This is a genomic window from Streptosporangium sp. CA-115845 (genome assembly GCF_050943795.1).
Classification (GTDB): domain Bacteria; phylum Actinomycetota; class Actinomycetes; order Streptosporangiales; family Streptosporangiaceae; genus Streptosporangium.
Window position 1 is genome coordinate 4,587,414 of record NZ_CP191988.1, and the last position, 21,602, is coordinate 4,609,015.

20 protein-coding genes are annotated in these 21,602 nt (G+C 69.3%); 11 read left to right on the top strand and 9 right to left on the bottom strand.

Annotated features, from left to right (window positions below):
* Window positions 1-57 precede the first annotated feature (57 nt).
* Window positions 58-654, bottom strand: coding sequence for a TetR/AcrR family transcriptional regulator (locus ACQP0P_RS23050; RefSeq protein ID WP_433380663.1), 597 nt, complete (start codon window positions 652-654; stop codon window positions 58-60).
* A 149-nt stretch (window positions 655-803) separates the two neighbouring features.
* On the opposite strand from ACQP0P_RS23050, the gene ACQP0P_RS23055 reads away from it, so the two are divergent.
* Window positions 804-2,303, top strand: coding sequence for an MDR family MFS transporter (locus ACQP0P_RS23055; RefSeq protein WP_433380666.1), 1,500 nt, complete (start codon window positions 804-806; stop codon window positions 2,301-2,303).
* An 89-nt stretch (window positions 2,304-2,392) separates the two neighbouring features.
* Here the strand turns inward: ACQP0P_RS23055 and ACQP0P_RS23060 are convergent, their stop codons facing one another.
* Together ACQP0P_RS23060 and ACQP0P_RS23065 are read right to left on the bottom strand one after the other, a co-directional pair.
* Entirely contained in the window at window positions 2,393-3,382 is a 990-nt protein-coding gene (locus tag ACQP0P_RS23060; protein WP_433380669.1) for a sporulation protein, read from the bottom strand.
* A gap of 285 nt (window positions 3,383-3,667) precedes the next feature.
* Entirely contained in the window at window positions 3,668-4,339 is a 672-nt protein-coding gene (locus ACQP0P_RS23065) for a pyridoxamine 5'-phosphate oxidase family protein (RefSeq protein ID WP_433380672.1), read from the bottom strand.
* 405 nt (window positions 4,340-4,744) lie between these two features.
* Between ACQP0P_RS23065 and ACQP0P_RS23070 the strand changes: the two genes are divergently transcribed.
* Together ACQP0P_RS23070 and ACQP0P_RS23075 are read left to right on the top strand one after the other, a co-directional pair.
* On the top strand, window positions 4,745-5,251 hold the full coding sequence (locus tag ACQP0P_RS23070; protein ID WP_433380675.1) for a CBS domain-containing protein: 507 nt from the start codon (window positions 4,745-4,747) through the stop codon (window positions 5,249-5,251).
* Between the two features lie 3 nt (window positions 5,252-5,254).
* Window positions 5,255-6,256, top strand: coding sequence for an Acg family FMN-binding oxidoreductase (locus ACQP0P_RS23075; RefSeq protein ID WP_433380678.1), 1,002 nt, complete (start codon window positions 5,255-5,257; stop codon window positions 6,254-6,256).
* 49 nt (window positions 6,257-6,305) lie between these two features.
* Here the strand turns inward: ACQP0P_RS23075 and ACQP0P_RS23080 are convergent, their stop codons facing one another.
* Both ACQP0P_RS23080 and ACQP0P_RS23085 read right to left on the bottom strand, forming a co-directional pair.
* Entirely contained in the window at window positions 6,306-6,956 is a 651-nt protein-coding gene (locus ACQP0P_RS23080; RefSeq protein WP_433380681.1) for a response regulator, read from the bottom strand.
* Window positions 6,953-7,999, bottom strand: a complete 1,047-nt coding sequence (locus ACQP0P_RS23085) for a HAMP domain-containing sensor histidine kinase (protein WP_433380684.1) — start codon at window positions 7,997-7,999, stop codon at window positions 6,953-6,955. Before ACQP0P_RS23085 ends, ACQP0P_RS23080 begins: the two co-directional genes overlap by 4 nt.
* A gap of 126 nt (window positions 8,000-8,125) precedes the next feature.
* Here ACQP0P_RS23085 and ACQP0P_RS23090 point away from each other — a divergent pair, with 126 nt between their 5' ends.
* Genes ACQP0P_RS23090 through ACQP0P_RS23105 form a run of 4 tightly spaced genes read left to right on the top strand, consistent with a single transcriptional unit; the run spans window position 8,126 to window position 10,559 of the window.
* A complete protein-coding gene (locus tag ACQP0P_RS23090) occupies window positions 8,126-8,470 on the top strand; it encodes a hypothetical protein (protein WP_433380687.1) in 345 nt (114 codons plus the stop codon).
* A 33-nt stretch (window positions 8,471-8,503) separates the two neighbouring features.
* Window positions 8,504-8,770: a hypothetical protein gene (locus ACQP0P_RS23095; protein ID WP_433380690.1), complete on the top strand. Its 267-nt coding sequence runs from the start codon at window positions 8,504-8,506 to the stop codon at window positions 8,768-8,770.
* 44 nt (window positions 8,771-8,814) lie between these two features.
* Window positions 8,815-9,276 (top strand): CBS domain-containing protein, encoded by a 462-nt coding sequence (locus ACQP0P_RS23100; RefSeq protein WP_030914291.1) that lies wholly within the window; start codon window positions 8,815-8,817, stop codon window positions 9,274-9,276.
* Window positions 9,273-10,559, top strand: a complete 1,287-nt coding sequence (locus ACQP0P_RS23105; protein ID WP_433380694.1) for an SLC13 family permease — start codon at window positions 9,273-9,275, stop codon at window positions 10,557-10,559. Before ACQP0P_RS23100 ends, ACQP0P_RS23105 begins: the two co-directional genes overlap by 4 nt.
* A 110-nt stretch (window positions 10,560-10,669) precedes the next feature.
* Here the strand turns inward: ACQP0P_RS23105 and ACQP0P_RS23110 are convergent, their stop codons facing one another.
* Window positions 10,670-13,741, bottom strand: a complete 3,072-nt coding sequence (locus tag ACQP0P_RS23110) for an ATP-binding protein (protein WP_433380697.1) — start codon at window positions 13,739-13,741, stop codon at window positions 10,670-10,672.
* Between ACQP0P_RS23110 and ACQP0P_RS23115 the strand changes: the two genes are divergently transcribed.
* A complete protein-coding gene (locus ACQP0P_RS23115) occupies window positions 13,724-13,921 on the top strand; it encodes a hypothetical protein (protein ID WP_433380700.1) in 198 nt (65 codons plus the stop codon). The two genes, ACQP0P_RS23110 and ACQP0P_RS23115, sit on opposite strands and share 18 nt — an antisense overlap.
* Before the next feature lie 103 nt (window positions 13,922-14,024).
* Window positions 14,025-14,573, top strand: coding sequence for a dihydrofolate reductase family protein (locus tag ACQP0P_RS23120; protein WP_433380703.1), 549 nt, complete (start codon window positions 14,025-14,027; stop codon window positions 14,571-14,573).
* A 196-nt stretch (window positions 14,574-14,769) separates the two neighbouring features.
* Here the strand turns inward: ACQP0P_RS23120 and ACQP0P_RS23125 are convergent, their stop codons facing one another.
* Window positions 14,770-15,633: a universal stress protein gene (locus ACQP0P_RS23125; protein ID WP_433380706.1), complete on the bottom strand. Its 864-nt coding sequence runs from the start codon at window positions 15,631-15,633 to the stop codon at window positions 14,770-14,772.
* 157 nt (window positions 15,634-15,790) lie between these two features.
* On the opposite strand from ACQP0P_RS23125, the gene ACQP0P_RS23130 reads away from it, so the two are divergent.
* On the top strand, window positions 15,791-17,491 hold the full coding sequence (locus tag ACQP0P_RS23130) for a sensor histidine kinase (RefSeq protein ID WP_433380709.1): 1,701 nt from the start codon (window positions 15,791-15,793) through the stop codon (window positions 17,489-17,491).
* Window positions 17,492-17,503: 12 nt separating this feature from the next.
* On the opposite strand, the gene ACQP0P_RS23135 is transcribed toward ACQP0P_RS23130, so the two are convergent.
* Window positions 17,504-18,145 (bottom strand): response regulator transcription factor, encoded by a 642-nt coding sequence (locus ACQP0P_RS23135; RefSeq protein WP_355559500.1) that lies wholly within the window; start codon window positions 18,143-18,145, stop codon window positions 17,504-17,506.
* A gap of 111 nt (window positions 18,146-18,256) precedes the next feature.
* Window positions 18,257-20,359 carry a glycoside hydrolase family 65 protein gene (locus ACQP0P_RS23140; RefSeq protein WP_433380714.1) on the bottom strand — a complete coding sequence of 701 codons (2,103 nt, stop codon included), beginning with the start codon at window positions 20,357-20,359 and terminating at the stop codon, window positions 18,257-18,259.
* Between the two features lie 294 nt (window positions 20,360-20,653).
* Between ACQP0P_RS23140 and ACQP0P_RS23145 the strand changes: the two genes are divergently transcribed.
* Entirely contained in the window at window positions 20,654-21,544 is an 891-nt protein-coding gene (locus ACQP0P_RS23145; RefSeq protein ID WP_433380717.1) for a universal stress protein, read from the top strand.
* The last annotated feature ends 58 nt before the right edge of the window (window positions 21,545-21,602 follow it).

The following is a 21,602-nucleotide window of genomic DNA, read 5'->3' on the forward strand; positions in this document are numbered from 1 at the left end:
GAGCGGAGGAGTCACTGGCGGCCGGGTCTTCGAGAGCGGCGCGAGAACCGGCGCGGTTCACTCCTCGTCGAAGGGGTGAGCCATCTCGTCCAAGACGTCGTCCATGACCTCGCGCAGGGTTCGGGTCTCGTGCTCGTCGGTCCACATGTGCGTGGCGATGCGCAGCGCGACCAGGAAGGCGGCCGCCAGCACCCGAGATCGGGTGCTGGTCTCGGAGCCGCCGCCGCGCTCTGCGATGACCTGGGCGAGCTCGCGTTCGAGGTTGGCGTGGTTGGCCAGTTGCCTGGCCAGGAGCGAGGGGTGCCTCTTGGCGAGCCTGGCGCGGATCACCCACTCCCTTTCCGGTCCGCCCAGTTCGCTGTAGAGATCGTGTACCGCTCCGCGTAGCGCCCGCCAGGCCGATTCCTCGGCGGGGCGGGTGCGGATCCGCTCGACCAGCAGGCGGACGCGCTGTTCGTCGCCGTAGAGGAGGGCGTCCTCCTTGCTGGCGAAGTAGTTGGAGAAGGTTCGTCGCGAGATGTTGGCGGCGTCGGCGATGGCCTCGACGGTGACGTGGTCCAGGCCGTGCTCCGCGGTCAGCCGTAGCGCGGCCTCGTGAACCGCCTGCCGCGTCTCGGCCTTCTTACGCTCGCGCAACCCCAGTGTGATCTGCATAACACGGACAGCCTAACGCCTGGCGCCATGCATGCCCAATGGGCAAACTTGCCCACTGGGCATGTATTGTGTCATGGCCCGTTCCAGTTACCCGTATACGGAGGTTGTGCGTGAGCACCCAAGCGGTCACGCGGCAAAGCACGGAGCCGATGACTCATCGGCAGATTCTCGAAGCGCTCAGCGGCCTGCTTCTGGTGCTGTTCGTCGCGATGATCAGCGGCACGATCGTGTCGGTGGCGCTGCCACAGATCATCGGCGCGCTCGACGGGACCCAGTCCCAGTACACCTGGGTGATCACCGCGTCACTGCTCGCCGCGACCGCCTCCACCCCGATCTGGGGTCGGCTGGCAGACCTGTTCAGTAAGAAGCTGCTCCTCCAGATCTCCATCGTCATCTTCATGCTCAGCTCGCTGGCCTGCGGGTTCGCGCAGAACGCCGGCCAGCTCATCGCCTTTCGCGCCATCCAGGGCCTGGGGATGGGCGCCCTGCAGGTCCTGGTCCAGGTCATCATCGCCGCGATGATCAGCCCCAAGGAGCGGGGACGCTACAACGGCTATCTGGGTGGGGTGATGGCCGTGGCCACCGTGGGCGGCCCGCTCCTCGGCGGCCTGATCGCCGACACCTCATGGCTGGGCTGGCGCTGGTGCTTCTTCATCGCCGTGCCGTTCACGGCGATCGCCTTCGTCCTGCTGCACAAGACGCTCAAGGTGGTCTCGGTCCGCCGCCCGGATGTCAAGATCGACTACGCGGGCGCCACGCTGATCGCCGCAGGTGTCAGCGTCCTGCTCATCTGGATCACCTTCGTCGGCAACTCCTTCGACTGGATCTCCTGGCAGACCGCGGTCATGGCCGGCGGCGGGATTCTGATCCTGGCCGTCGCCACCTGGGTGGAGTCACGAGTCAGCGAGCCGGTCGTGCCGATACACATCGTCCGCAGGCGCACCCCCGCCCTGGCCATCGTGGCAAGCCTCGCGGTGGGCATGGCGATGTTCGGCGGAGCGGTCTTCCTGGGGCAGTACTTCCAGATCGGCCGTGGCTACAGCCCCACCCAGGCCGGGCTGCTGACCATCCCGATGATGTTCGGCGTGCTGCTCTCCTCCACGATCTCCGGGCGGCTCGTGTCCAAGAGCGGCAAGGTCAAGCCGTACATCGTGACGGGTTCCGTGGTGCTCACCCTCGGATTCCTCGGCCTGTCCCTCATCGACCACGAGACCTCGCTGGTGCTCATCTCGGCCGCGATGATGCTGGTCGGCATCGGCGTCGGCATGTCCATGCAGAACCTGGTGCTGGTCATCCAGAACGTCGTCCCGCTGCGGGAACTGGGTGCCGCCAGCGGCGCCATCACCTTCTTCCGCTCGCTGGGCGGCACCATCGGAGTCTCGGTGCTGGGCGCGGTCCTGGCCAACCGGGTGGCCACCGGTATCGCCGAGGGCTTCGCGAAGGCGGGCATCCGGCCGTCCGGCTCCGGGGGCAGCACCCTCAACCTTGAGGCGCTGCCCGAAGCCGCGAGGACCGTCGTGCGCGCGGCGTACGGCGACGCCACCGGGCACATCTTCCTGATCTCCGCCGCGATCGCCGCGGTGGGCGTCGTCGCCGTGCTCTTCCTCAAGCCGACCAAGCTGCGCGACACCGTGGACCTGGCGGACTGAGCGGATGACGACGGCCCGCCCCGCGAGGTCGCGGGGCGGGCCGTCACCGTCCTGCTCCGCTCGGGCTCACCGGGCGGGACCCGGCACGGTCACTCCTCCTCTTCCTCGTCTTCGAAGATCTCCTCGACCAGCTCGGCGGCCACGTAGCCGCCGACCAGACCGGCCGCGCCGGCGGCCACCACCGCTCCCATTCCCGGACCGCCGTGACCGTGGTGACCGCCGTGGTGACCACCCTGGTGGGCGTACGGGTCGTGGCCACCACCGTGTGCGTACGGGTCGTGGCCGCCGTAGTGGCCGCCGCCGTGCGAGTACTGGGACAGCGCGGCCAGCCAGCCGTTGATCTCCGAGGCCCAGTCGCGGTGCGGCGCCTCGGAGTGGCCGGTCTGCCAGCGGCCGAAGGCGTCACCGCCGGAGCCGTAGCCGCCGGTACGCTTGTCGGCCTCCAGGACGATGTCCAGCCCACCGGGGTTGGCGATGAAGGTCAGCTCGACCTCGTTGATCTGCCCGGAGTAGGCGGGCGGCGGGTAGAACTCGATCTCCTGGTAGAACGGCAGCTGCTGGCTCACCCCGTAGATGTGGCCATGCTCCAGGTCGGCGCTCTTGACGTGGAAGCCGAGCTGGGAGAACGCCCGCAGGAACGCCTCCTGGGAGGCCAGCGGCTCGATCTCGACCGGATCCATGTCGCCCTTGTCGACCGCCGCGGCGATCGCCAGCTCGGTGCGCACCCCCATGCCCATGCCGTGCAGGTGCTGCCCGGCGATCTCGGTGATCGGTGCCTCCCAGGGGACGGGGAACTGGAAGGGGACGGTCCTGTCCTCTCCGCTGCGCAGCCGGAACGGTCCAGAGACCTGCGTACGATGAAGCTCCATCAGGCCGATCTGCTCACCCTCGCCGTGCTCAGATTCCACCCGGGTGACCAGGCCAAGCGCGATGTACTCGATGTCGGCGTCGAAGTCGCCGCCCTTGATCCTTACCTCGCCGCACAGCAGCCCGCCGGGTTGCACACGGGGGGTGGACAGGACGGTGTCCACCGACGGAGCCCCGACACCGAAGGCTCCCAGCATCCGTTTGAAGATCACGGCTTCCTCTCCTGCTTGTCCGTTGAACGTGACCGAAGAGCAAACGATCACCAGGCGTTCCGGGTTCCCGGCCTCTGCCGCAGTCAGGCGGCGAAGCCGGTGATGTCGCGGTCGTGGTGACGGTGCCTTTGCGGCCCTACACCGGCTCCACAGGCGTTTCACCTCTCCGCCGGCCCGGCGGCCAGGATGTTGTGCGCGGCGTTGACACCCCGGTCATGCGCGGCGCCGATGGGGCAGGGAGGTACCGCCCGCCGACTCGGCGGCGGGCGAATGTCCTGCCGGTCGTCACGGAGTGTGCCGGATGCGCCGTCCGGTGATCTCGCTGGGGGTGATCCTGAGGTAGAGCTCGCGGTCGCCGCCCGCCCAGGGCTCGACTCCCGAGGCGGCGGCCTCGGCCTGCTCGTCGGCGGAGACGTGGTGGGCGCCACCTCGGATGAGCACGCTCCATCCTTCGCGGGCGGTGTCGTCGATCCGGTCGATCTCGAATGAGATCTTGAACTCGACCCCCTGGACGCCGGTGCGCAGGTTGCTGTCGAGGGGACCGCCGACCGCGGTGCGGACGATCACCGAGTTGTCGTGCAGTACGTAGTTGACCGGCAGGATCGTCAGTCCTGCGGGCTCCTCGAAGGCAACCCTGCCGACACCGCCGGGGGCGATCAGCCGCAGGCACTCGTCGGGCTGTAGTTTCTCCAGGTGGGCGTGGAGGGCGGGGCGGCCGTGCCCGGAGGGCAGGTTCATCGTCGCGCCGAGGAGCTCCTCAATGCCGGTGTTCAGGGCGGTGGCCAGGTTGCGCACGGTGTCGAGGGTGGGGGAGGCGGCGGTCTCCTCCAGATAGCCGAGATATCCGGGGTCGATGCCGGCCCGGTCGGCCAGTTGCTCGCGGCTCAGCTGCAACTCCTCGCGTCGCCTGGCCAGCCGGCGGCCCAGGTCGCCCGGGGTTGCCATATGTTCGGTCATCAAAATCTCCCACTAGAACAGAACGAGCAAAGATCTGGCATCGTCAATCTGACCCTGCAGGGGCTTTGCGGGTTTTTCGGCCACCGCCCCTCTCCCCTTCCGAGAGGAAAACAGTACCCGGCGGGGCGGTGGGCCGCCTCGGGGCGAATCGCCCTCGCGGGGGATGTTCCCCTCAGCCGGTATTCCACCACGGGCAGGGTACGAAGATGGGGGCCGGAAGTCCCCGGCGAGCGGGCCTTTCGGCCACTGCGGAGAACGTGGGAAACCGGTCTGATGGAGGGGAGAGGGGGAGGGGGAGAAGATGACAGCGCAGGTGGTGGCGGGTACGGAAGGCTCGCCTTCCTGGTGGGCCGACGACGGCGCCGTGCCGGGTTCGACGACATGCCATGCCCGGGGTGAGGCGTGATGGACGTGCAGAGCCTCAGGGTGGCGCGGGTGATGAGCCGGACGCTGGTCGTCGTCGAACCCGATGAGTCCCCGCTCATGGCCTGGGAGATCATGCGCCGCGCGGGTGTCCATCACCTGCCGGTCGTCGACCGGAACGGCTGCCTGCGCGGTGTTCTCACCCAGGAGGATCTCGCCGCCCGCTGGTCGGGCGGCCCGGTCGAACAGTCGCGTGCTCAGGTCCACTCGCTGCTGGCCGAGCGCCGCTGCCCGCACACCACCCTCGACGCGCGCCTGGTCGACGCGGCGGCGGCCATGATCGGCGCCGGTGTCGACGCGATCCCCGTTCTGGGGGAGTCCAACAGGCTGGTGGGCATGGTGACCGTCACCGACGTGCTGCGTGCCGTGGCCGGCCTGATCGTCGAGGAGGAGGAGCCGCCGGAGCTGATGACGGGGATGTTCCGCCTGGTCCCCGTCCTGCCCAGGTCCCACGGGGCTGACGATTCCTTTACCCGTGATGGAGGTTGAGTCATGATCGCTCGCACCACCGAGGAGATCACCTCGGCGATCCACACGGCGGTCCAGGCCGCCGTGTGGGCACCATCGGTGCACAATACTCAACCGTGGTCCTTCACCGTCGACGGTGAGGAGATCGCCCTGCGGGCCGACAGCGAGCGGAAACTACGGCTCGGCGATCCCGAGGGCCGGGAAATGCTGATCAGCTGCGGCGCCGCCCTGATGAACATGCGGCTCGCGTTGCGCGTGCTCGGCTGCGAACCGCAGGTGCGCGTGCTGCCCGACCCCGACCGTCCCGTCCTGCTGGCGACGGTACGGATGGGGGCGGCCGTCGCCCCGGACGAGCACACCCGGCTGCTGTACGCCGAGATCGAACGCCGCCGCACCCACCGCGCCGGATTCACCGAGGTGCCCGTGGCGGACCGTCTCATCGAGGCGTTCGTCTGCCAGTCGAGCGCCGAGGGGGCACGGTTGACGCCGGTCAGGTCCGAGGCCGCCGTCCGGGTGCTCGCCGCGCTCACCTGCGCCGCCGAGGACGTGCAGTCCCAGAACCGGCTGCTCACCCTGGAGATGATCCGCTGGGCACAGCCGCCGGGAAGCCTCCGCAAGGACGGGGTTCCGGCGCGGGGCTACCCGCGCGAGCCCAGACGGACCCGTCCGCACTTCGCCCAGCGCGACTACACCCACGGTCATCCCTGGGGCGGCGACGCCGACCAGTTCCGCTCCGCCTCCACCGGAACCGTGGCGGTGCTGACCACGCCGGGGGACTCCCGCGAGGACTGGATCGCGGCGGGCCAGGCGTTGCAGCGGGTCCTGCTCCACGCCTCCGCCTACGACGTCAGCGCCGCCTTCCACACCCAGGCGCTGGAGATGTTCCACCTGCGGGAGTTCCTGCGGCAGGAACTGCTGTCGGGCGAGCACCCCCAGATGATCATGCGCCTGGGCTTCACCTCCGACGAGAGCGAGGGCGTCCGGCGACCGGTCACCGATGTACTGGAGGAACGCGGGCCGGGCTGATCCGAAGGTCACGAAGGAGCGGCGGGGACGGCCGGGTCCACCGATGTCCTCACGGCTCGATCAGGCCCGCGCGGATGGCGTACCTGGTGAGGTCGAGCCGGTCGCGCATGCCGAGTTTCTGCAGGATGTTGGCCCGATGCCGATCGACTGTCTTCACGCTGATGAACAGGGTCTCGGCGATCTGCTTGGCCGAGTTGCCCTCGGCGATCAGCTTGACGATCTCCTCCTCGCGCGGGGTCAGGATGCTCTCCGGAACCGCCTCTCCCAGTCTGTCGGGCTGCAGGTAGTGCCGGATCAGGGCGGTGACGGCGCCCGGATACAGGAACGGCTCGCCTCGCATCGCCGCCCTGCACGCCTCCAGCAGGTCGCGGTCGGCCACCGATTTCAGCACGTACCCCGAGGCCCCCGCCTTGAGCGCCTCGAAGAAGTACTGCTCGTTGTCGTACATCGACAGGATCAGCAGCCGGATGCCGGGCGCGCGCCGTGAGATCTCGCGGGCCGCCTGCAGGCCGGTCATCCGCGGCATCGCGATGTCGAGGATCGCCAGGTCGACCGCCTCGGGTACGGCCGCCTCCACCGCCTCGGCGCCGTTGGCCGCCTCGGCCACCACGGTGAGGTCGGGCTCGGCGTCCAGAATCAGCCGCAGCCCGCGGCGGACCAGGGCGTGGTCGTCGGCCAGCAGGATCCTGGTGGGGTTCATCGGCTTCCTTGTTTGTTCTCGGCCGGCACGGCGAGCCGGACGTCGGTTCCGCCGCCCTGGGGAGAGGTCACGGTCAGGCGGGCGCCGATGAGCATGGCGCGCTCGCGCATCCCGCGGATCCCCGCCCCGTCCTGGCGCACGCCACCGCGGCCGTTGTCGGTGATGCGCAACTCCAGGCCGCTGGGCCCCGTGGTCAGGGACAGCTCGACTCGGGAGGCGCAGGCGTGCCTGGCCGCGTTGGTCAGCCCCTCCTGGGCGATGCGGTAAATGACCAGTTCGACGTCCTCGCTCAGCGAGGGCAGCTCTGGATCGACCCTGCGGGTCACGGGAACGCCACTGCTCTGGGAGAAGTCGCTGCTCAGCGCGTTGAGGGCGCTCTGCAGGCCGAGATCCTCCAGCACGCCGGGGCGCAGGCGGCGGGCCACCTGCCCCACCTCGTCCAGGCTCGCGCGAACGCTTTCCTGCACTCCGCGCAGCTCCTCGCGTAGCTCGTCGGGTGCACGGTCGGCGGCGTGTTTGAGGCTCAGCAGGACCACGGTGAGGCTCTGGCCGATCTCGTCGTGCAGCTCGCGGGCGATGCGCCGTCGCTCGCCCTCCTGCGCGGCCAGGGCGTGGGCGCTGCTGGCGCTGTGCTCGGCCTCCAGCCGGTCCAGCATCGCGTTGAACGTGTCGATCAGGTGGGTCAGATCGCCGTTGCCGTCGCTGGGCAGCCGGTCCAGCGGATGCAGCAGATTCACCCGCTGCATCAGGGCCGTGAGCGCCTCGAGCGGGGCCAGGCTGGTGCGCAGAAGCAGCGCGTTGGCGGCCAGTATCAGCGCCAGGCCGACCGTCAGCACCGGGATCTCGGTCAGTAGCACCGGTGAGGACACGGTGGCGGGGGAGAGCGCGAGCACCAGCGTGCCGACCGTGAAGACCAGTCCGTTGATCACGAACAGGCGTTTGAACAGGCTGCGCGCCGGGCTGCGCGCTCCTGCCACCTTACGGGTGCGCTCGCTCATCTCATCAGCCTCCCGGTCGCCGAACGGCTTGTCCATGGGGGGCATCTCCCATCTTCTCTTGCCGTTTCTACACGTTCCACCCCTGATCAGATGGGTGCTGGCCCCGATGGTGACAGAGCCGCGGCACCGATGGGATGGAGGGGCGGCGGACACCAACAGGCGGGAGAGGCGATGAGTGGCAACGATGTCGGCATCCTCTGGTTGGAAGCCGCCACCCGTGACGGTGTCACGATAACCGTCAACGCGGTCGCCCGGGCTCTGGTCACCGATCCCGCGGCATGCGCCTCCTATCCGGGTTCGCCGGGCGCCGCCATGCTGGCCGCAGCCGAAGCCGAGATCCGCCGGTACGTCGGGGAGTGCGATCTGTCGCGGCTGTCCCGGTGTGTCGATCTCGCCGGCGACGCCTATGACGGGGCCTGCCACTGGGGCGTCGAGGTGACGCTCGTGGCACTCACCCGTGTCGAGGTGCGACTCCAGGAGGACCTGACCCGCTGGGCGGAACGACTCGCCTCGTGACCGCGGCTTCGAGTGGAAGGGAGTGACCACCAAATGAACATCACACGTACGACCGTGCCCGGTGAAGGGGTCCTGTTCCACTTCGTCACCCGAGACGGCCAGAACCTGGCGGTCATGGTGGACAGGAACGGATCCCGGCGGATCTTGGTATACGACGGGGGTGATGAGCCCTCGCAGGCCATCCACCTGGAGCAGGACGAGGCCGACCAGATCGCCCAGGTCCTGCACAGCCGGTCGGTGGACGACAGGCTGGCCATTCTCGAACAGCGGATGGCCGAGATCGCAGGACGGACATCGTGAGCGCGCCGCCCGCGGTGCGCCATCTCACCCGACAGGAAGGTGCCATGCAAGCGCGCGACATCGCGGTGAGCCTTCCGACGGTCACCACGAGTGACTCCGTCGCGAAGGCCGTACGGGTCATGGTGATCGGCCGCCTGCCCGGACTCATCATCGTGGACGACCGCTCGCGGCCCAAGCTGGTACTTCCGGGCACCCAGGTGCTGAGGCTGGCCGTGCCCGGCTCCTACCAGGAGGATCCCGCGCTGGCCAGGACCATCGACGAGGCCTACGCGGACCAGTTCTGGCAGGACCTGGGCAATCGCACGGTCGGTGACTGCCTGCCGCGCGAGCACGCCAGGCCGGTGACCGTCCCGGTGGACGCGAACCTGCTTGAGGTGGCCGCGCTGATGGCCAGGATACGCAGTCCGATCGTGGCAGTGGTGGAACGTGACGGCTCGCTGGCCGGGGCGATCACCCTGGAGCGGCTCCTCACCAGCCTGGCCGTCTTCGGCCTCGGTGAGTCTTGAGCGCGCTGCTCGCCCTAGGGATCTTCCTCGTCGCGTTCTTCTTCATCGCCACCGAAAAGGTGAACAAGGTCAAGGTGGTTCTTGTCGCCGCGGGCGCGATGGCGGTTCTGGGGCTGATACCGGGCTCCGAGGTGTTCTTCTCCGAGCACGAGGGCATCGACTGGAACGTCATCTTCCTGCTACTCGGGATGATGATCATCGTAGGGATCGTCAAGCAGACAGGGATCTTCGACTACCTGGCCATCTGGGCGGCGAAACGTTCCAAAGGCGATCCCTACCGGCTCATGGTCATGCTGATGGTGATCACCGCCATCGCCTCACCCTTCCTCGACAACGTCACCACGATCATGCTGGTGGCGCCGGTCACGGTGGTCGTGTGCGACCGGCTGCGGATTCCGGCCCAGCCGTACCTGATCGCGGAGGTGCTGGCCTCCAACATCGGCGGTGCGGCGACCCTCATCGGAGACCCGCCCAACATCGTCATCGGCAGCAGGGCGGGACTGACGTTCAACGACTTCCTGGTGCACATGGCGCCCATCGTGGTCGTCATCTTCGTCGCCTTCGTGCTGCTGACCAAGGTGCTGTTCAGAGGGTCCTTCCAGGACAACCCCGAGCACGTCGCCGCGGTGATGGCGCTGCAGGAGCGGCGGGCGATCACCGATCCCAAGTTGCTCGTGCGCTGCCTGGCGGTGCTCGCCGCGGTGGTGGTGGGGTTCGGGCTGCACGCGGTGCTGCACATCGAGCCGTCCATCGTGGCGCTCGTGGGAGCGGGAGTGATGCTCCTGCTGTCACGGGTCTCGGTCTCCGAGGTGCTGGCGGAAGTCGAGTGGCCGACGCTGGTGTTCTTCATGGGACTGTTCGTGATGGTCGCGGGTCTGGCCGAGACCGGCGTGATCGCGACGGTGGGCACGTGGGCGATCGAGGCGGTCGGCGACGACTACTTCCTCGCGGCGACGTCGCTGCTGTTCGGTTCCAGCGTGCTGGGCGCGTTCTTCGACAACATCCCGTACGTCGCGACGATGGCACCGGTCGTCGAGGGGATCGTGGCGCAGGCTCCCGACGCGGCGACCGGACAGGCGCTGTGGTGGGCGTTCGCGCTGGGTGCCGACTTCGGCGGCAACGGTACGGCGGTGGCGGCCAGCGCGAACGTGGTCGCGATCGGGATCGCGGCGCGGACGGGCCACCCGATCAGTTTCTGGCACTTCACCAAGTACGGAATCGTGGTGACGGTGCTGAGCACGCTCATGGCCTGGGCGTACGTCTGGCTGCGTTACTTCATGTGACATCCTCCCCTCCCGCGGGAGGGGGATTTCACCTGACCGCCTCTGTCCACGCCGGTTCCGGGCGGCTGTTTCGAGCTGCTCGTCCGTTTCGCGACGACCGCACCCGGGGTTCACCCCGGGTGCGGTCGTGCCGCGGCCGCCTCGGGCGTGGCCGGTGGCGGGGCCAGCAGGGACCGTATCTCCTGAGAGGTGAGAGTGCCGCCGCGTTCGAACCCGGCGGTGAAGCGGTCCGTGCCCAGCGCGTCACGCACCCGCGTGGTGATCCGGTCGATGTCGCCGCGTTCCGTGGGAGGCGGTGGGGAGTTCGACGCGCGGGCCGCGGACCCCGCACCCAGGAGCAGGGCGGCGCCGTCGTGGTCTCCGGCGAGGGTCAGTGCCCCGGCCAGGCCCTCCAGGGCGCCTGGCATCTCACGGGAGCTTTCGAATCTGGCCGCGAGGTCGATGGCCTTCAGATGCGAGGCGAGGGCCGCGGCGGCGTCGCCACGCTGCTCGGCGACGAATCCCAGCTCGCTCATGATCATGGGGAGGTACGGGGGCGGAGTCTCCTCCGCGCTCTGCTCGGGGGCACCGTTCAGCAGGTCGCGCAGGTGGGTCTCGGCGAGATCGAGAAGATCCTCCCTACGGGCCGCGAAGGCGAGCCCCATCGTGGCGAAGATCTGCGCGGTCCGGTGGCCCTGCTCGGACGCCAGCCGTAGTGCCCGCTCGCAGGTCTCCCTGGCCTGGGCGTAGTCGCCGCGTTGCAGGGCGGTCCAGCCGAGCCAGGCCAGCCGCCCGGCGACCTCGGGCCAGAGTCCGAGTTCTTCCGCCATGTGCAGGCCGTCCCGGTGCAGCCGGTCGGCCCGCTGGAGATCACCGGTCATCTCGGCCAGAGCGCCGAGCCAGCCGGTGGCCTCCAGCCTGCCCCAGCGGTCGCCGAGCTCGCCGAACAGCTCCGCGCTCCGTTCGCCGTCGCGTCCGAGCGAGGTCAGGTCACCTCGTACATGCGCGAGCTTGGCCCGGGTGGCGAGGGCCGCGGCCGTCCCCCACCGGTCACCGGCCGCCTGGAAGGCCGGCAGCGCTTGGTTCAGCAGGTCCTCCGCGACCGACAGGTCGCCCAGGTCGATGCCGGTGTGGGCCAGAAACCACTCGGCCCTGGCACGCCCGGCGGGATCGCCTGCGTCCTCGTACATCGACAGGGCCGCGCGGCGGCGATCCTCTCGGTCCGCGACGTCACCGTGGAGGAAACCGATCCCGGTCTCCCAGGCCAGCGCACCGGCGCGGAGCGCGGCGGTCCGGGAAGTGGACGCCTTGTCGGCGAGGGCCAGTGCGGAGGCCAGGGATCGCCGGGCTTCGGTCAGCCGTCCACGCAGCAACCAGTACCAGGCCATCGCGTTGACCAGGCGTAGCGCGCCGGCCGCGTCCTTCTCGCCGAGGGCGGTGTCGAGCGCGGTGCGGATGTTGGCGGTCTCCGTGTCCAGGCGGTGCAGCCAGCGTTGCTGCCGGTGTCCGTACAGGTGCGGCGCGGCCTGTTCGGCGAGGTCGGTGTAGTGGTGTTGGTGGCGTTGTCGCAGGTGTTCGAGCTCGCCTGTCCGGCGGAGATGTTCGGCGCAGTAGGCGGCGACCGATTCCAGGAGACGGTAACGGGGGCCGTCGGCGGCGTGGACGACGGTGACCAGGGAGCGGTCCACCAGGCGTGCCAGGAGGTCGGGGATGTCGGCGGAGGCGAGGTCCTCGGCGGCGCAGACGTTCTCCGCGGCGTGCAGGGTGCAGTCGCCGGTGTGAACGGCCAGGCGCTGGAGGGTGAGACGTTCCAGATGGGTAAGGAGCTCCCAGCTCCAGTCGATCATGGCGTGCAGGGTCTGCTGGCGAGGTGGGGCACCGCGGTGCCCGCCTGACAGGAGGCGGAAGCGGTCGTCGAGGCGGTCGACGAGGTTGTGGACTCCCAGGGCACGGACCCTGGTGGCGGCCAGTTCCAGGGCCAGCGGGATGCCGTCCAGGCGGCGGCAGAGCGTCGCGACCGCCGGGGCGGTGTCGGCGTCAAGGGTGAAATCTCTGTCGGCGGCGGACGCCCGGGCGACGAACAGCTGTACGGAACCGGTTTTTCGCAGTGTCGGCAGGTCGGTCTCGGTGAGGCGGGGCGCCTCCAGGGGCGGGACGTTCCAGATCACCTCGCCGGTCAGTGCGAGCGGTTCCTGGCTGGTGGCGAGGATGCGCAGCGCGGGGATGGCCTCAAGCAGGTGCCGGACGAGTTCGGCGACCGGCTCGACGAGGTGCTCGCAGTTGTCGAGCACGAGGAGTAGCCGCCGGGAGCGCAGGGCGCCGGTGAGCCGGTCCCGAGGTGACGTCGGCTCCGATGGGGCGAAGGGGGCTCGGATATCCAGCACCGACATGATCGTTTCAGCGAGCCGGGACACCGCGTCCGACGCTCCGGAGCGGTCGAGCGAGGCGAGCTCGACCAGCCACACGCCGTCGGGAAAGGGGGCGGTGGGCGACTCGGGGGAGGGGCCGCTCAGGTGTCCGGCGATTTTGATGGCGAGGCGGGTCTTGCCCACTCCGCCGGGACCGGTGAGGGTGACCAGGCGGTTGGCGCCCAGCAGGGCGCGGAGCTCGGTGGCCGCGTGGTCTCTGCCGATCAGGGGGGTGAGAGGGGTGGGCAGGTTGGTGGCGGGTCCGGCGGGGCTGGTGGGTGGTGCCGGCGGGTCGAGGGCGGGGTCCTGGGTGAGGATGGCCCGATGCAGGGTGCCGAGGTCGGCGCCGGGGGCGAGGCCGAGCTCGTCGGCGAGGTGGTCGCGGAGTTCCTCGTAGCTGCGGAGCGCCTCTGTCTGCCGTCCGGAGCGGTAGAGGGCGCGCATGTGGGCGGCGCGCAGTCGTTCTCGCAGGGGATGCCGGGTGAGCAGGTCGCCCAGTTCGGCGGCGAGCCGGGCATGCTCACCGAGGGTGAGGCGGGTCTCCGCGTGGTCCTCGCGGGCGGTGAGCAACTCCTCGTGCAGGCGCGCGACGGCGGAGCCGGTGAAGGGTTCGTCGGCGAAGTCGGCCAGGGCGGGGCCGCGCCACAGGGCGAGCGCGTCGGTGAGCAGCGCCGATCTGGTCCGTGGGTCGCCGGTCCTTCCCGCCTCGGCGACCAGCGACCGGAAGCCGTCGGCGTCGGTGTCGGCCTTCAGCTGGCCGCCGCGCAGCTGCGTGAGGTGTTCACCGAGCTGCACGCGGTGGCCATCCGCGACGGTGTCGCGCTGCCCCGCTACTGGGAGCAGTTCGCCGCCGACGGCAGCTGGCCCAGAGTCGGCGCGCCGTGCGACACCGCGGTCAAGACCACTCTGGACCAGCTGACCTGGTGGGCCCACGCACTACGCGAGGCCCGCGCCAGACGTCCCTACACCGTCTGAACCACGCAGGACACGACCGTAGGAAATCCCTCGCGCCGCGGAAGACAGCGGGGCGTTTCACCCAACAGCGCGTTCGCCGAACGCCGGAATCACGGAGACACCAATGGGTAAGATCATCGCTTCGACCTACGCGACGCTCGACGGTTTCATCGACAACCCCCACCTGTGGTCCATGCAGTACGCGAACGCGGGGAGCGGCGAGTACGCCCTCGGCCTGGTCTTCGCCGCCGAAGCCCTCCTGCTGGGACGGGTCACCTACGACGGCATGGCGCAGGCCTGGCCGTCGATGAGCGGCAACCCCTACGCCGACCGGGTGAACAGCATTCCCAAGTACGTGGTCTCCTCGACCCTGGAGAAGACCGAGTGGAACAACTCGACGATCATCCACGGAGACGACCTCGTCACCGAGGTGGCCAAGCTGAGGGAGCAGCTCGACGGGAACCTCCTGATCTGGGGCTGTGGCCGGCTCACCGACACGCTCATGGAGCACGGCCTCCTCGACGAGTACCGGATCTGGCTCTACCCGGTCGTCCGTGGCCAGGGGGAGCGTCTGTTCCGTGAGGGCACCGAGGCGACCCTGGAGCTCACGGACACCGCGACGTTCGACTCGGGAGTCGTCATCCTCACCTACCGGCCGGTGAGCGCCGACTGAACGACACCCGGCCAGGGGAGACGGTCCTGCTCCCCTGGCCGGGGCGGCGGTTCTGACGTTCCAGGTGGCCGTTCCGCACGACCGTGTCGGGCAGAGCGGCCATATTTAGCGATCTACCTTGTAAAGGCGCTGGCCAAGGTTAAATAACCAAAAACCCGGCAAACCATTGACCAGCACGACAGTGCGGAGCGAGAGCTCAGACCCGGCGCTCGTGCTGGATGACGGCCACGGGCGAGTGGGCATGGGGGAGCAGGGCGTGCACCGTCGATCCGAGGATCCACGCAGAGCCGGGGGCGCCCACGACGACCAGTTCGGCGGAGGCCGAGGCGTCGATGAGTGCTCTGGCCGGGTGTTCGTGTACCACCTGCTCGACGATGGGCACGTCGGGGAACCTCTCCCGCCAGCCGCCGATGGACTCGGCCAGCAGGCGTGCCTCTTCCTGGCCGACACCTTCGAGGTCGAAGACGAGCGGTTGCATGTCGCCGGGCGCCCTGACGGCCGGATGGATCCAGGCGTGCACCATCCGCAGGGGGAGGCCGCGCAGCATGGCCTCGTGGAAGGCGAACTCCAGGATGCGCTCCTGGCCGGGGCGTCCGGTGACGCCGACGGCGATCTCGGTGCCGTGCTCGGTGCGGGGTGCGCCCACGACCACCACCGGGCAGGGGGATCGATCGGCGAGGGCGCGGCTGACCGAGCCCAGCAGCAGCCCGGCGAATCCGCCGCGGCCCCGGCTGCCGACAACGATCATCTGTGCGGTTTCGGCCGCGGCGATGATCGCCTCTGCGGTGGCGCCGTCGGCGATCTCGGTGCTGACCGTCACGGTGGGGGCGTCGGCGAGGGCCCGCTCGGAGGCATGGCGCAGTAGCCTCCGGGAGGCGGACTCCGCCGCCGGTCCCCAGTGGGCGGGCTGCGGGACGAGGGGGACGTCGTAGGCCCAGCGGAGGGTGACGTGTACGAGATGCAGGGGCGCGTTCCTCAGGGTGGCCTCTCGCGCGGCCCAGGTCACGGCGTGGAGTGAGGAGTCCGAGCCGTCGACGCCGACGATGACGGGTTCTGCCATGAGCACCACCTTGGGACGGAAGCCGGGCCGCGCCCGTATGAGGCTATGTACCCACCTTGGAACCGTGTCTCCGCTGGTCCGGCGCTTCTTGATCTTGAAGCGGAGGTACCCCGGTGGGTGAGCGCACGCCCCGTGCCAGAGTGCGAGACTTCGCAGTATGGGGGAGTTCGAACCCGGCGCGTTGGTACCGCACATGCGGCTGGACGAGCTGCTGTCGGAGCTGAGGGTGCGTCTGGAGGCGGTGCTTGCCACCCGTGACCGGGTGCACGCGCTGCTGGACGCGGTCGTCTCGGTGGGCGGTGAGCTTGATCTGGAGACCGTGCTGCGCCGGATCGTGGAGACCGCGATCTCCCTTGTCGACGCCACCTACGGCGCCCTGGGTCTGATCGGTGAGGAGAACACACTCGTTCAGTTCGTCCCGGTGGGGTTGAGCGAGGAGGAGATCGCGGGCATCGAGCACTGGCCGCACGGCCTTGGCCTGATCGGCCTGCTGATCAAGCAACCGCAGTCACTGAGGCTGGCTCGCATCTGTGATCATCCGGAGTCGTACGGCTTTCCGCCCGGCCATCCGCCGATGGGGTCGTTCCTGGGGGTGCCGATCCGGGTGCGTGAGGAGGTTTTCGGAAATCTTTACCTCACGGAGAAGCGTGGGGGAGGGGAGTTCGACGACGAGGACGAGGCGATCGTGACCGCGCTGGCCACCGCCGCCGGTGTCGCGATCGAGAACGCCCGGCTGTACGAGGAGAGCCGGCGGCGGGAGATGTGGCTGCAGGCCTCGGCGGAGGTCACCACCAGTCTGCTGTCGGGGGCGGAGCAGGGAGAGGTGCTCACGTTGATCGCGCGGCGAGCGCGGCAGATGGCCGGTGCCGATCTCGTCGCGGTCCTGTTGCCCGAGGAGGGCGGGCAGGTCCTGCGAGCGGTTGTCGCCGACGGGCCGGGTGGTGAGCAGGCGGTTCATGCGAAGACGTCTGTCGCCGACTCTCTTGCCGGTCTGGCGTTCACCAGTGGTGAGCCGCTCATGGTCACCGATTCGGCCGAGGCGGAGATTCTGGCCGTGATCACCGGCCGTGTCTCGCCGGGTACGGTGGCCGCGGTGCCGATCGGCGCGGCGGGAGGGGTGCGGGGTGTGCTGCTGCTGGGTAGGCATCCGGGATGTGTCCCGTTCAGCCAGGCGGAGTTGCGCACCCTGCACTCTTTCGCCGGGCAGGCCGCGGTTGCCCTGGAGTTGGCGGAGAGGCGGGTGGACGCCGAGCGGCTGAGCCTGCTGGAGGATCGTGACCGGATCGCCAAGGACCTGCATGACGTGGTGATTCAGCGGTTGTTCGCCGTCGCCATGACGCTGATGGGCACCTCGCGGTTCGTGGAGCGGTCTGAGGCCTCTGAGCGGCTGCGTAACGCGATCGACGAGTTGGACGGGACCATCCGGCAGATCCGCTCGACGATCTTCGCCCTGCAGGCTCCTCTTCAGGAAGGCGGTCGCGGTCTGCGCGCGCAGATCGTGGAACTGGTCGAGGGCGCGCGGGCCCATCTGGGTTTCATGCCGGGCCTGATGATGGAGGGTCCGCTGGACGGTGGCGTGCCGGAGCGGGTCGCGGAGCACCTGCTGGCCGCTCTGCGGGAGGCTCTGTCCAACATCGTGCGGCACGCCAGGGCCTCCAGGGCCGAGGTGACCGTTGAGATCGAGGGGGATCGGCTCGTTCTCACCGTGGTGGACGACGGGGCCGGGGTGCCTGGGGGGTGCAGGCGCAGTGGGTTGCGTAATCTCAAGGAGCGGGCCGAACGGCTTGGCGGGTCCTTCTCGGTCGAGTCCTCTCCGGAGGTGGGGACCCGCCTGATCTGGAGCGCGTCCCTCACCTAGCCGAAGGTCCGCTCATTCGGGGTGGTTGGTCTTCAGCCGTGTCACCAGGGCGGCGGCCTGGGTGCGGCGTTGCATGTTCAGTTTGGACAGCAGGTTGGAGACGTAGTTCTTGACTGTTTTCTCGGCGAGGTACATTCGCTCGCCGATCTGCCGGTTGGTCAGGCCTTCGCCGATCAGTTCCAGGATGTGGCGTTCCTGGTCCGACAGGGCGGCGAGGGGGTCTTTCTTGACGGCCTGGTCGCGTAGTCGCGCCAGCATGGCGGAGGTCGTCTGCGGATCCAGCATCGATTCGCCGCCCGCCACCGTGCGTACGGCGCCGACCAGGTCTGAGCCGTGGATCTGTTTGAGCACGTAGCCGGAGGCGCCCGCCATCACGGCGTTGAACAGGGCTTCGTCGTCGGCGAAGGAGGTCAGCATCAGGCAGGCCAGTCCCGGCATTTTGGAGCGGACCTCACGGCACACGTCCACCCCGTTGCCGTCGGGCAGGCGCACGTCCAGAACCGCGACGTCCGGCTGTAGTGCTGGAATGCGGGCCACCGCCGACTCGGCGGTTCCCGCTTCGCCGATCACCTCGATGTCGCCTTCGGACTCCAGCAGCGCGGCCACGCCGCGCCGTACCACTTCGTGATCGTCGACCAGGAACACGCGAATCATGTCCTGAGGTTATCCCTCCCGGAGTGCCGGTGGTAAGGACGAGGGTCCCTGCCATCGTGCGGTGAGCGGGCCGGATGCCTTCGGTGCCGAACCGGCGGCGAGGGCCGGTGATCAGGTTTTTGCCTCGAACAGGCAGGCCACCCCGGCCATCGCTCCCAGGTGGATTCCCTCGGAGGTGGTTCCCGCCTGGAGGTCTCGTACGTCATTGTTCAGCGCCTCCGTCAGGAAGGGCTGTGAGGTGCCGGGGCGCAGGCGGGCCAGCACTCCGGCGTGGACGACGGCGCTCAGCGTCGAGCCGTGGCAGGTGCGGGCCAGGTAGTAGTCCACGGTGTTCTTGGCCATTGTGGCGTTCCATTCGTAGCCAAGGCCGGTCAGGATCTCGTCGAGCCCTTCCTCGCCGAGCAGGTGGAAGAGCATGAGCACGTCGGCCTGTTTGGAGGCCTTGTACCGGCTCGGCGTGTCGCCTTCGGCTTCGAGGATGCGGTCCAGCCGCCGGATGTCTCCGTACTTCTTCCGGTAGGCGGTCCAGTCCAGCTCCTCCAGGCCCGCGTATCCCTCGAACTGGCTGATCACCCCTTCGTGGAAGTCCACCCGCATCCGCCGGGTCAGGGCGGTGAACAGTTCGATCTCCTGTTCGCCGACCCCCTCGGTGCCGACCAGGCCGATCATGTCCAGGACCCGGCGCATCAGCCAGGCGGTCATGACGTTGGTGTAGGCGTTGTTGTCCAGTCCGGGTTCGGCACGGTCGGGGTAGCCGTCGTGATACTCGTCCGGGCCCATCACGCCGCGGATCGCGTAGCGTCCCTTCTCGCAGGTCGCGAGTGAGGCGAAGAAGCGGGCCACCTCCAGCAGCAACTCGCCGCCGAAACCGGCCAGGAAGGCGGTGTCCTTCGTCGCCTGGTAGTGCTGCCACACGTTGAAGGCGACGGCCAGGCCGACGTGGCGCTGCAGGTGTGAGCGGTCGGGGAGCCAGCGGCCGGAGCGGGGATTGAAGTGCAGGCGCGGTGTCTCCTCCCGGCCGTCGCTTCCGCTCTGCCAGGGAAACATCGCTCCGGCGTGTCCGGCGGCATGGGCGGCCCAGCGTGCCTCGGGCAGGCGGCGCCACCGGTACCTGAGCAGTGCCCGGGTGATCTCGGGCAGGCGTGGAGCGAGGAGGGGGATGACGAACAGGTCGTCCCAGAACACGTGGCCCCGGTAGGCCTCGCCGTGCAGGCCCCGGGCGGGTAGGCCGGTATCGAGTTCCGCGATGTGCGGGGAGGCCGTCTGCAGCAGGTGGAAGACGTACAGGTTGAGGATCTGCTGCACCTCGGTGTCCTGGGCGGTGACGTGTGCCCGCTGCCACAGCCGGTCCCAGGCCCGGGTGTGCCGCTTGAGGAGGGTGGAGAAGCAGCCCGCGCGTACGACGGCGCTTCTCGCGGCGGCCTCGCTCTCGGCGATCGCCCTGTCGCGGGAGGTGTAGAGGGCCACGATCTTCTCCACGGTGACCTCGTCGCCGGCCTTCACCTCGATGGTGCGGTCGTCGCCGACCCAGCCCTCCTCGACGCCGGCGCGGCAGCGCCCGTCGGCCAGGGTGGTGCGGGCGGCGAGTGCGATCTCCACGCGGGAGGTGGCGGTGCGGGTCAGTAGTTCGATCACGCCGTGGGCGGCGTGCCCGCAGATCGGGACGAGATGCCGGCCGTCCAGCTCGCGGTAGCGGGCGACTCCGGCGTTGGTGACGCGCCCGTCCAGGGCCGAGCGGATCTCCAGCGATCCGTTCCAGTTCTCCGGAACGATCGTCATCGTGAGGGCGGCCAGGTGTGGGTCGTCCATCGAGACCAGGCGGTGCTGTTCCACTCGGGTGATTCGGCCTTGGGGGTCGCGTATCCGCAGGAATCGGGTGAGAGTTCCCTGGCGCATGTCGAGCGTGTGGCGGTGGGCCAGGATCTCGGCGTTGCCGGGAGCGAACCAGTCGCCGCCTTCGGCGCGAAAGGTCAGGGACAGCCAGTTCGGCACGTTGACGAGGTCCTCGTTCTCCACCGGGTGTCCCGCTATCTGGGAGACGAGCCGGTCGTAGCAGCCGGCGACGTAGGTGCCGGGATAGTGCACCCCGTCGGCGTGTGACTCCGGCGCGGCGCCCCGGGTGGCGAAGTAGCCGTTGCCGAGCGTCGTCAGCGCCTCTCGCAGCCCCTCCTGGGCGGGGTCGAAGCCGTCATAGGTGAGGAGCCAGGGGTTCACGTCTTCTCCCGTGAAGTTGTGGTTGTGCCAGATCGGTGACGAGGCCGACGCCGGTGATGGGAGCGGAGGCGAAGTGGCCTGCCCTGACTGCCGGGAGAGTCATGGGTCCCCCTTCCGTCTGCACGGTACGGCACTGTTCGCGGCGGTTTTAGGGCTGATCGGCCCTATGGCGCAGGGACCTTCGTCGGAAAGTCGGGCATTGTGCGCGGGAGGGGACAAAGGTCCCCCTGTCCAGGGACGATCGCCCCTGGGGGAACCGCCGGTGCCGCGATCCGATGGGCAACGGGGGAAGTGATGACCGAATCGATCGCTGTCGGAACGGATGGCTCGGCCGCCGCCACCGCGGCCCTGGAGTGGGCGGTCGACGACGCCGTCCGCCGGGGGATGACCCTGCGGATCGTTCACGCCGTGGACCGCTGGCCGCACGATCTTGTTGGGTTTCCCGCGCCGGACCTGTCCGGCCGGCTGGCGTGCTTCGGCGAGCAGGTGCTCACCGAAGCGGCCAAGGCGGCGATGGAGCGGAGGCCGGATGCCCGGGTGACCACCGAGCTGATCGAGGGAACGCCGTCCGACGTTCTGTGCGGGCAGGCGGAAACGGCGGTCGAACTGGTGGTCGGCGATCGTGGCCTGGGCGGTTTCGCCGGATCGCCGCTCGGCTCGGTTCCCGTCCGGATGGCGGGCCACGTACGCGGCGCGGTGGTGGTCGTCAGGCAGGGCTGTGCCGAGGCGTACGGCGAGGTGGTCGTGGGTGTCGACGGTTCCGCCGAGAGCGAACCCGCTCTCGGGTTCGCCTTCGAGCAGGCCGCTTTACGCGGATGCGGGTTGCGCGCGATCTACGCCTGGCAGGCGCCGCTTCAAGCGTTCTCGGCGGAGGCGGGCGGAGACAGCGAAGAGATCCGGTGCGCACAGCGCCGGGTGGCCGAGGAGCGGCTGGCCGGCTGGCGGGAGCGGTTTCCCGCGGTCGAGGTCGTCTCGGAGGTGACGCGGGCGCGCCCGGTGCCGGCACTGCTGGCCGCCTCGACGCGGGCGGACCTGCTCGTGGTGGGTTCTCGCGGCCTCGGCGCCGTCGGTTCGGTCCTGCTGGGATCGGTCAGCCGTGAGGTTCTCCACCATGCTCGCTGCCCCGTCGCGGTCGTCGGATCAACCAGGTCCACCGGTCGGGGGCCGCGCGCCTCATCTGGGTGACCGGAGGCCACGGGGGTAGGAGAGCCGCATCGGCTTCTGCCGCGGGGGCGGCCGGAGG

Bases quoted from the DNA above. Each gene is read 5' to 3' on its own strand.
- ACQP0P_RS23100 (WP_030914291.1), top strand. From the start codon at position 8,815: ATGCAAGCGCGCGACATCGCGGTGAGCCTTCCGACGGTCACCACGAGT.
- ACQP0P_RS23135 (WP_355559500.1), bottom strand. From the start codon at position 18,145: ATGATTCGCGTGTTCCTGGTCGACGATCACGAAGTGGTACGGCGCGGC.
- ACQP0P_RS23120 (WP_433380703.1), top strand. From the start codon at position 14,025: ATGGGTAAGATCATCGCTTCGACCTACGCGACGCTCGACGGTTTCATC.
- ACQP0P_RS23095 (WP_433380690.1), top strand. From the start codon at position 8,504: ATGAACATCACACGTACGACCGTGCCCGGTGAAGGGGTCCTGTTCCAC.
- ACQP0P_RS23070 (WP_433380675.1), top strand. From the start codon at position 4,745: ATGGACGTGCAGAGCCTCAGGGTGGCGCGGGTGATGAGCCGGACGCTG.
- ACQP0P_RS23125 (WP_433380706.1), bottom strand. From the start codon at position 15,633: ATGGCAGAACCCGTCATCGTCGGCGTCGACGGCTCGGACTCCTCACTC.
- ACQP0P_RS23065 (WP_433380672.1), bottom strand. From the start codon at position 4,339: ATGACCGAACATATGGCAACCCCGGGCGACCTGGGCCGCCGGCTGGCC.
- ACQP0P_RS23080 (WP_433380681.1), bottom strand. From the start codon at position 6,956: ATGAACCCCACCAGGATCCTGCTGGCCGACGACCACGCCCTGGTCCGC.
- ACQP0P_RS23050 (WP_433380663.1), bottom strand. From the start codon at position 654: ATGCAGATCACACTGGGGTTGCGCGAGCGTAAGAAGGCCGAGACGCGG.
- ACQP0P_RS23085 (WP_433380684.1), bottom strand. From the start codon at position 7,999: ATGCCCCCCATGGACAAGCCGTTCGGCGACCGGGAGGCTGATGAGATG.
- ACQP0P_RS23145 (WP_433380717.1), top strand. From the start codon at position 20,654: ATGACCGAATCGATCGCTGTCGGAACGGATGGCTCGGCCGCCGCCACC.
- ACQP0P_RS23075 (WP_433380678.1), top strand. From the start codon at position 5,255: ATGATCGCTCGCACCACCGAGGAGATCACCTCGGCGATCCACACGGCG.
- ACQP0P_RS23090 (WP_433380687.1), top strand. From the start codon at position 8,126: ATGAGTGGCAACGATGTCGGCATCCTCTGGTTGGAAGCCGCCACCCGT.
- ACQP0P_RS23055 (WP_433380666.1), top strand. From the start codon at position 804: ATGACTCATCGGCAGATTCTCGAAGCGCTCAGCGGCCTGCTTCTGGTG.
- ACQP0P_RS23130 (WP_433380709.1), top strand. From the start codon at position 15,791: ATGGGGGAGTTCGAACCCGGCGCGTTGGTACCGCACATGCGGCTGGAC.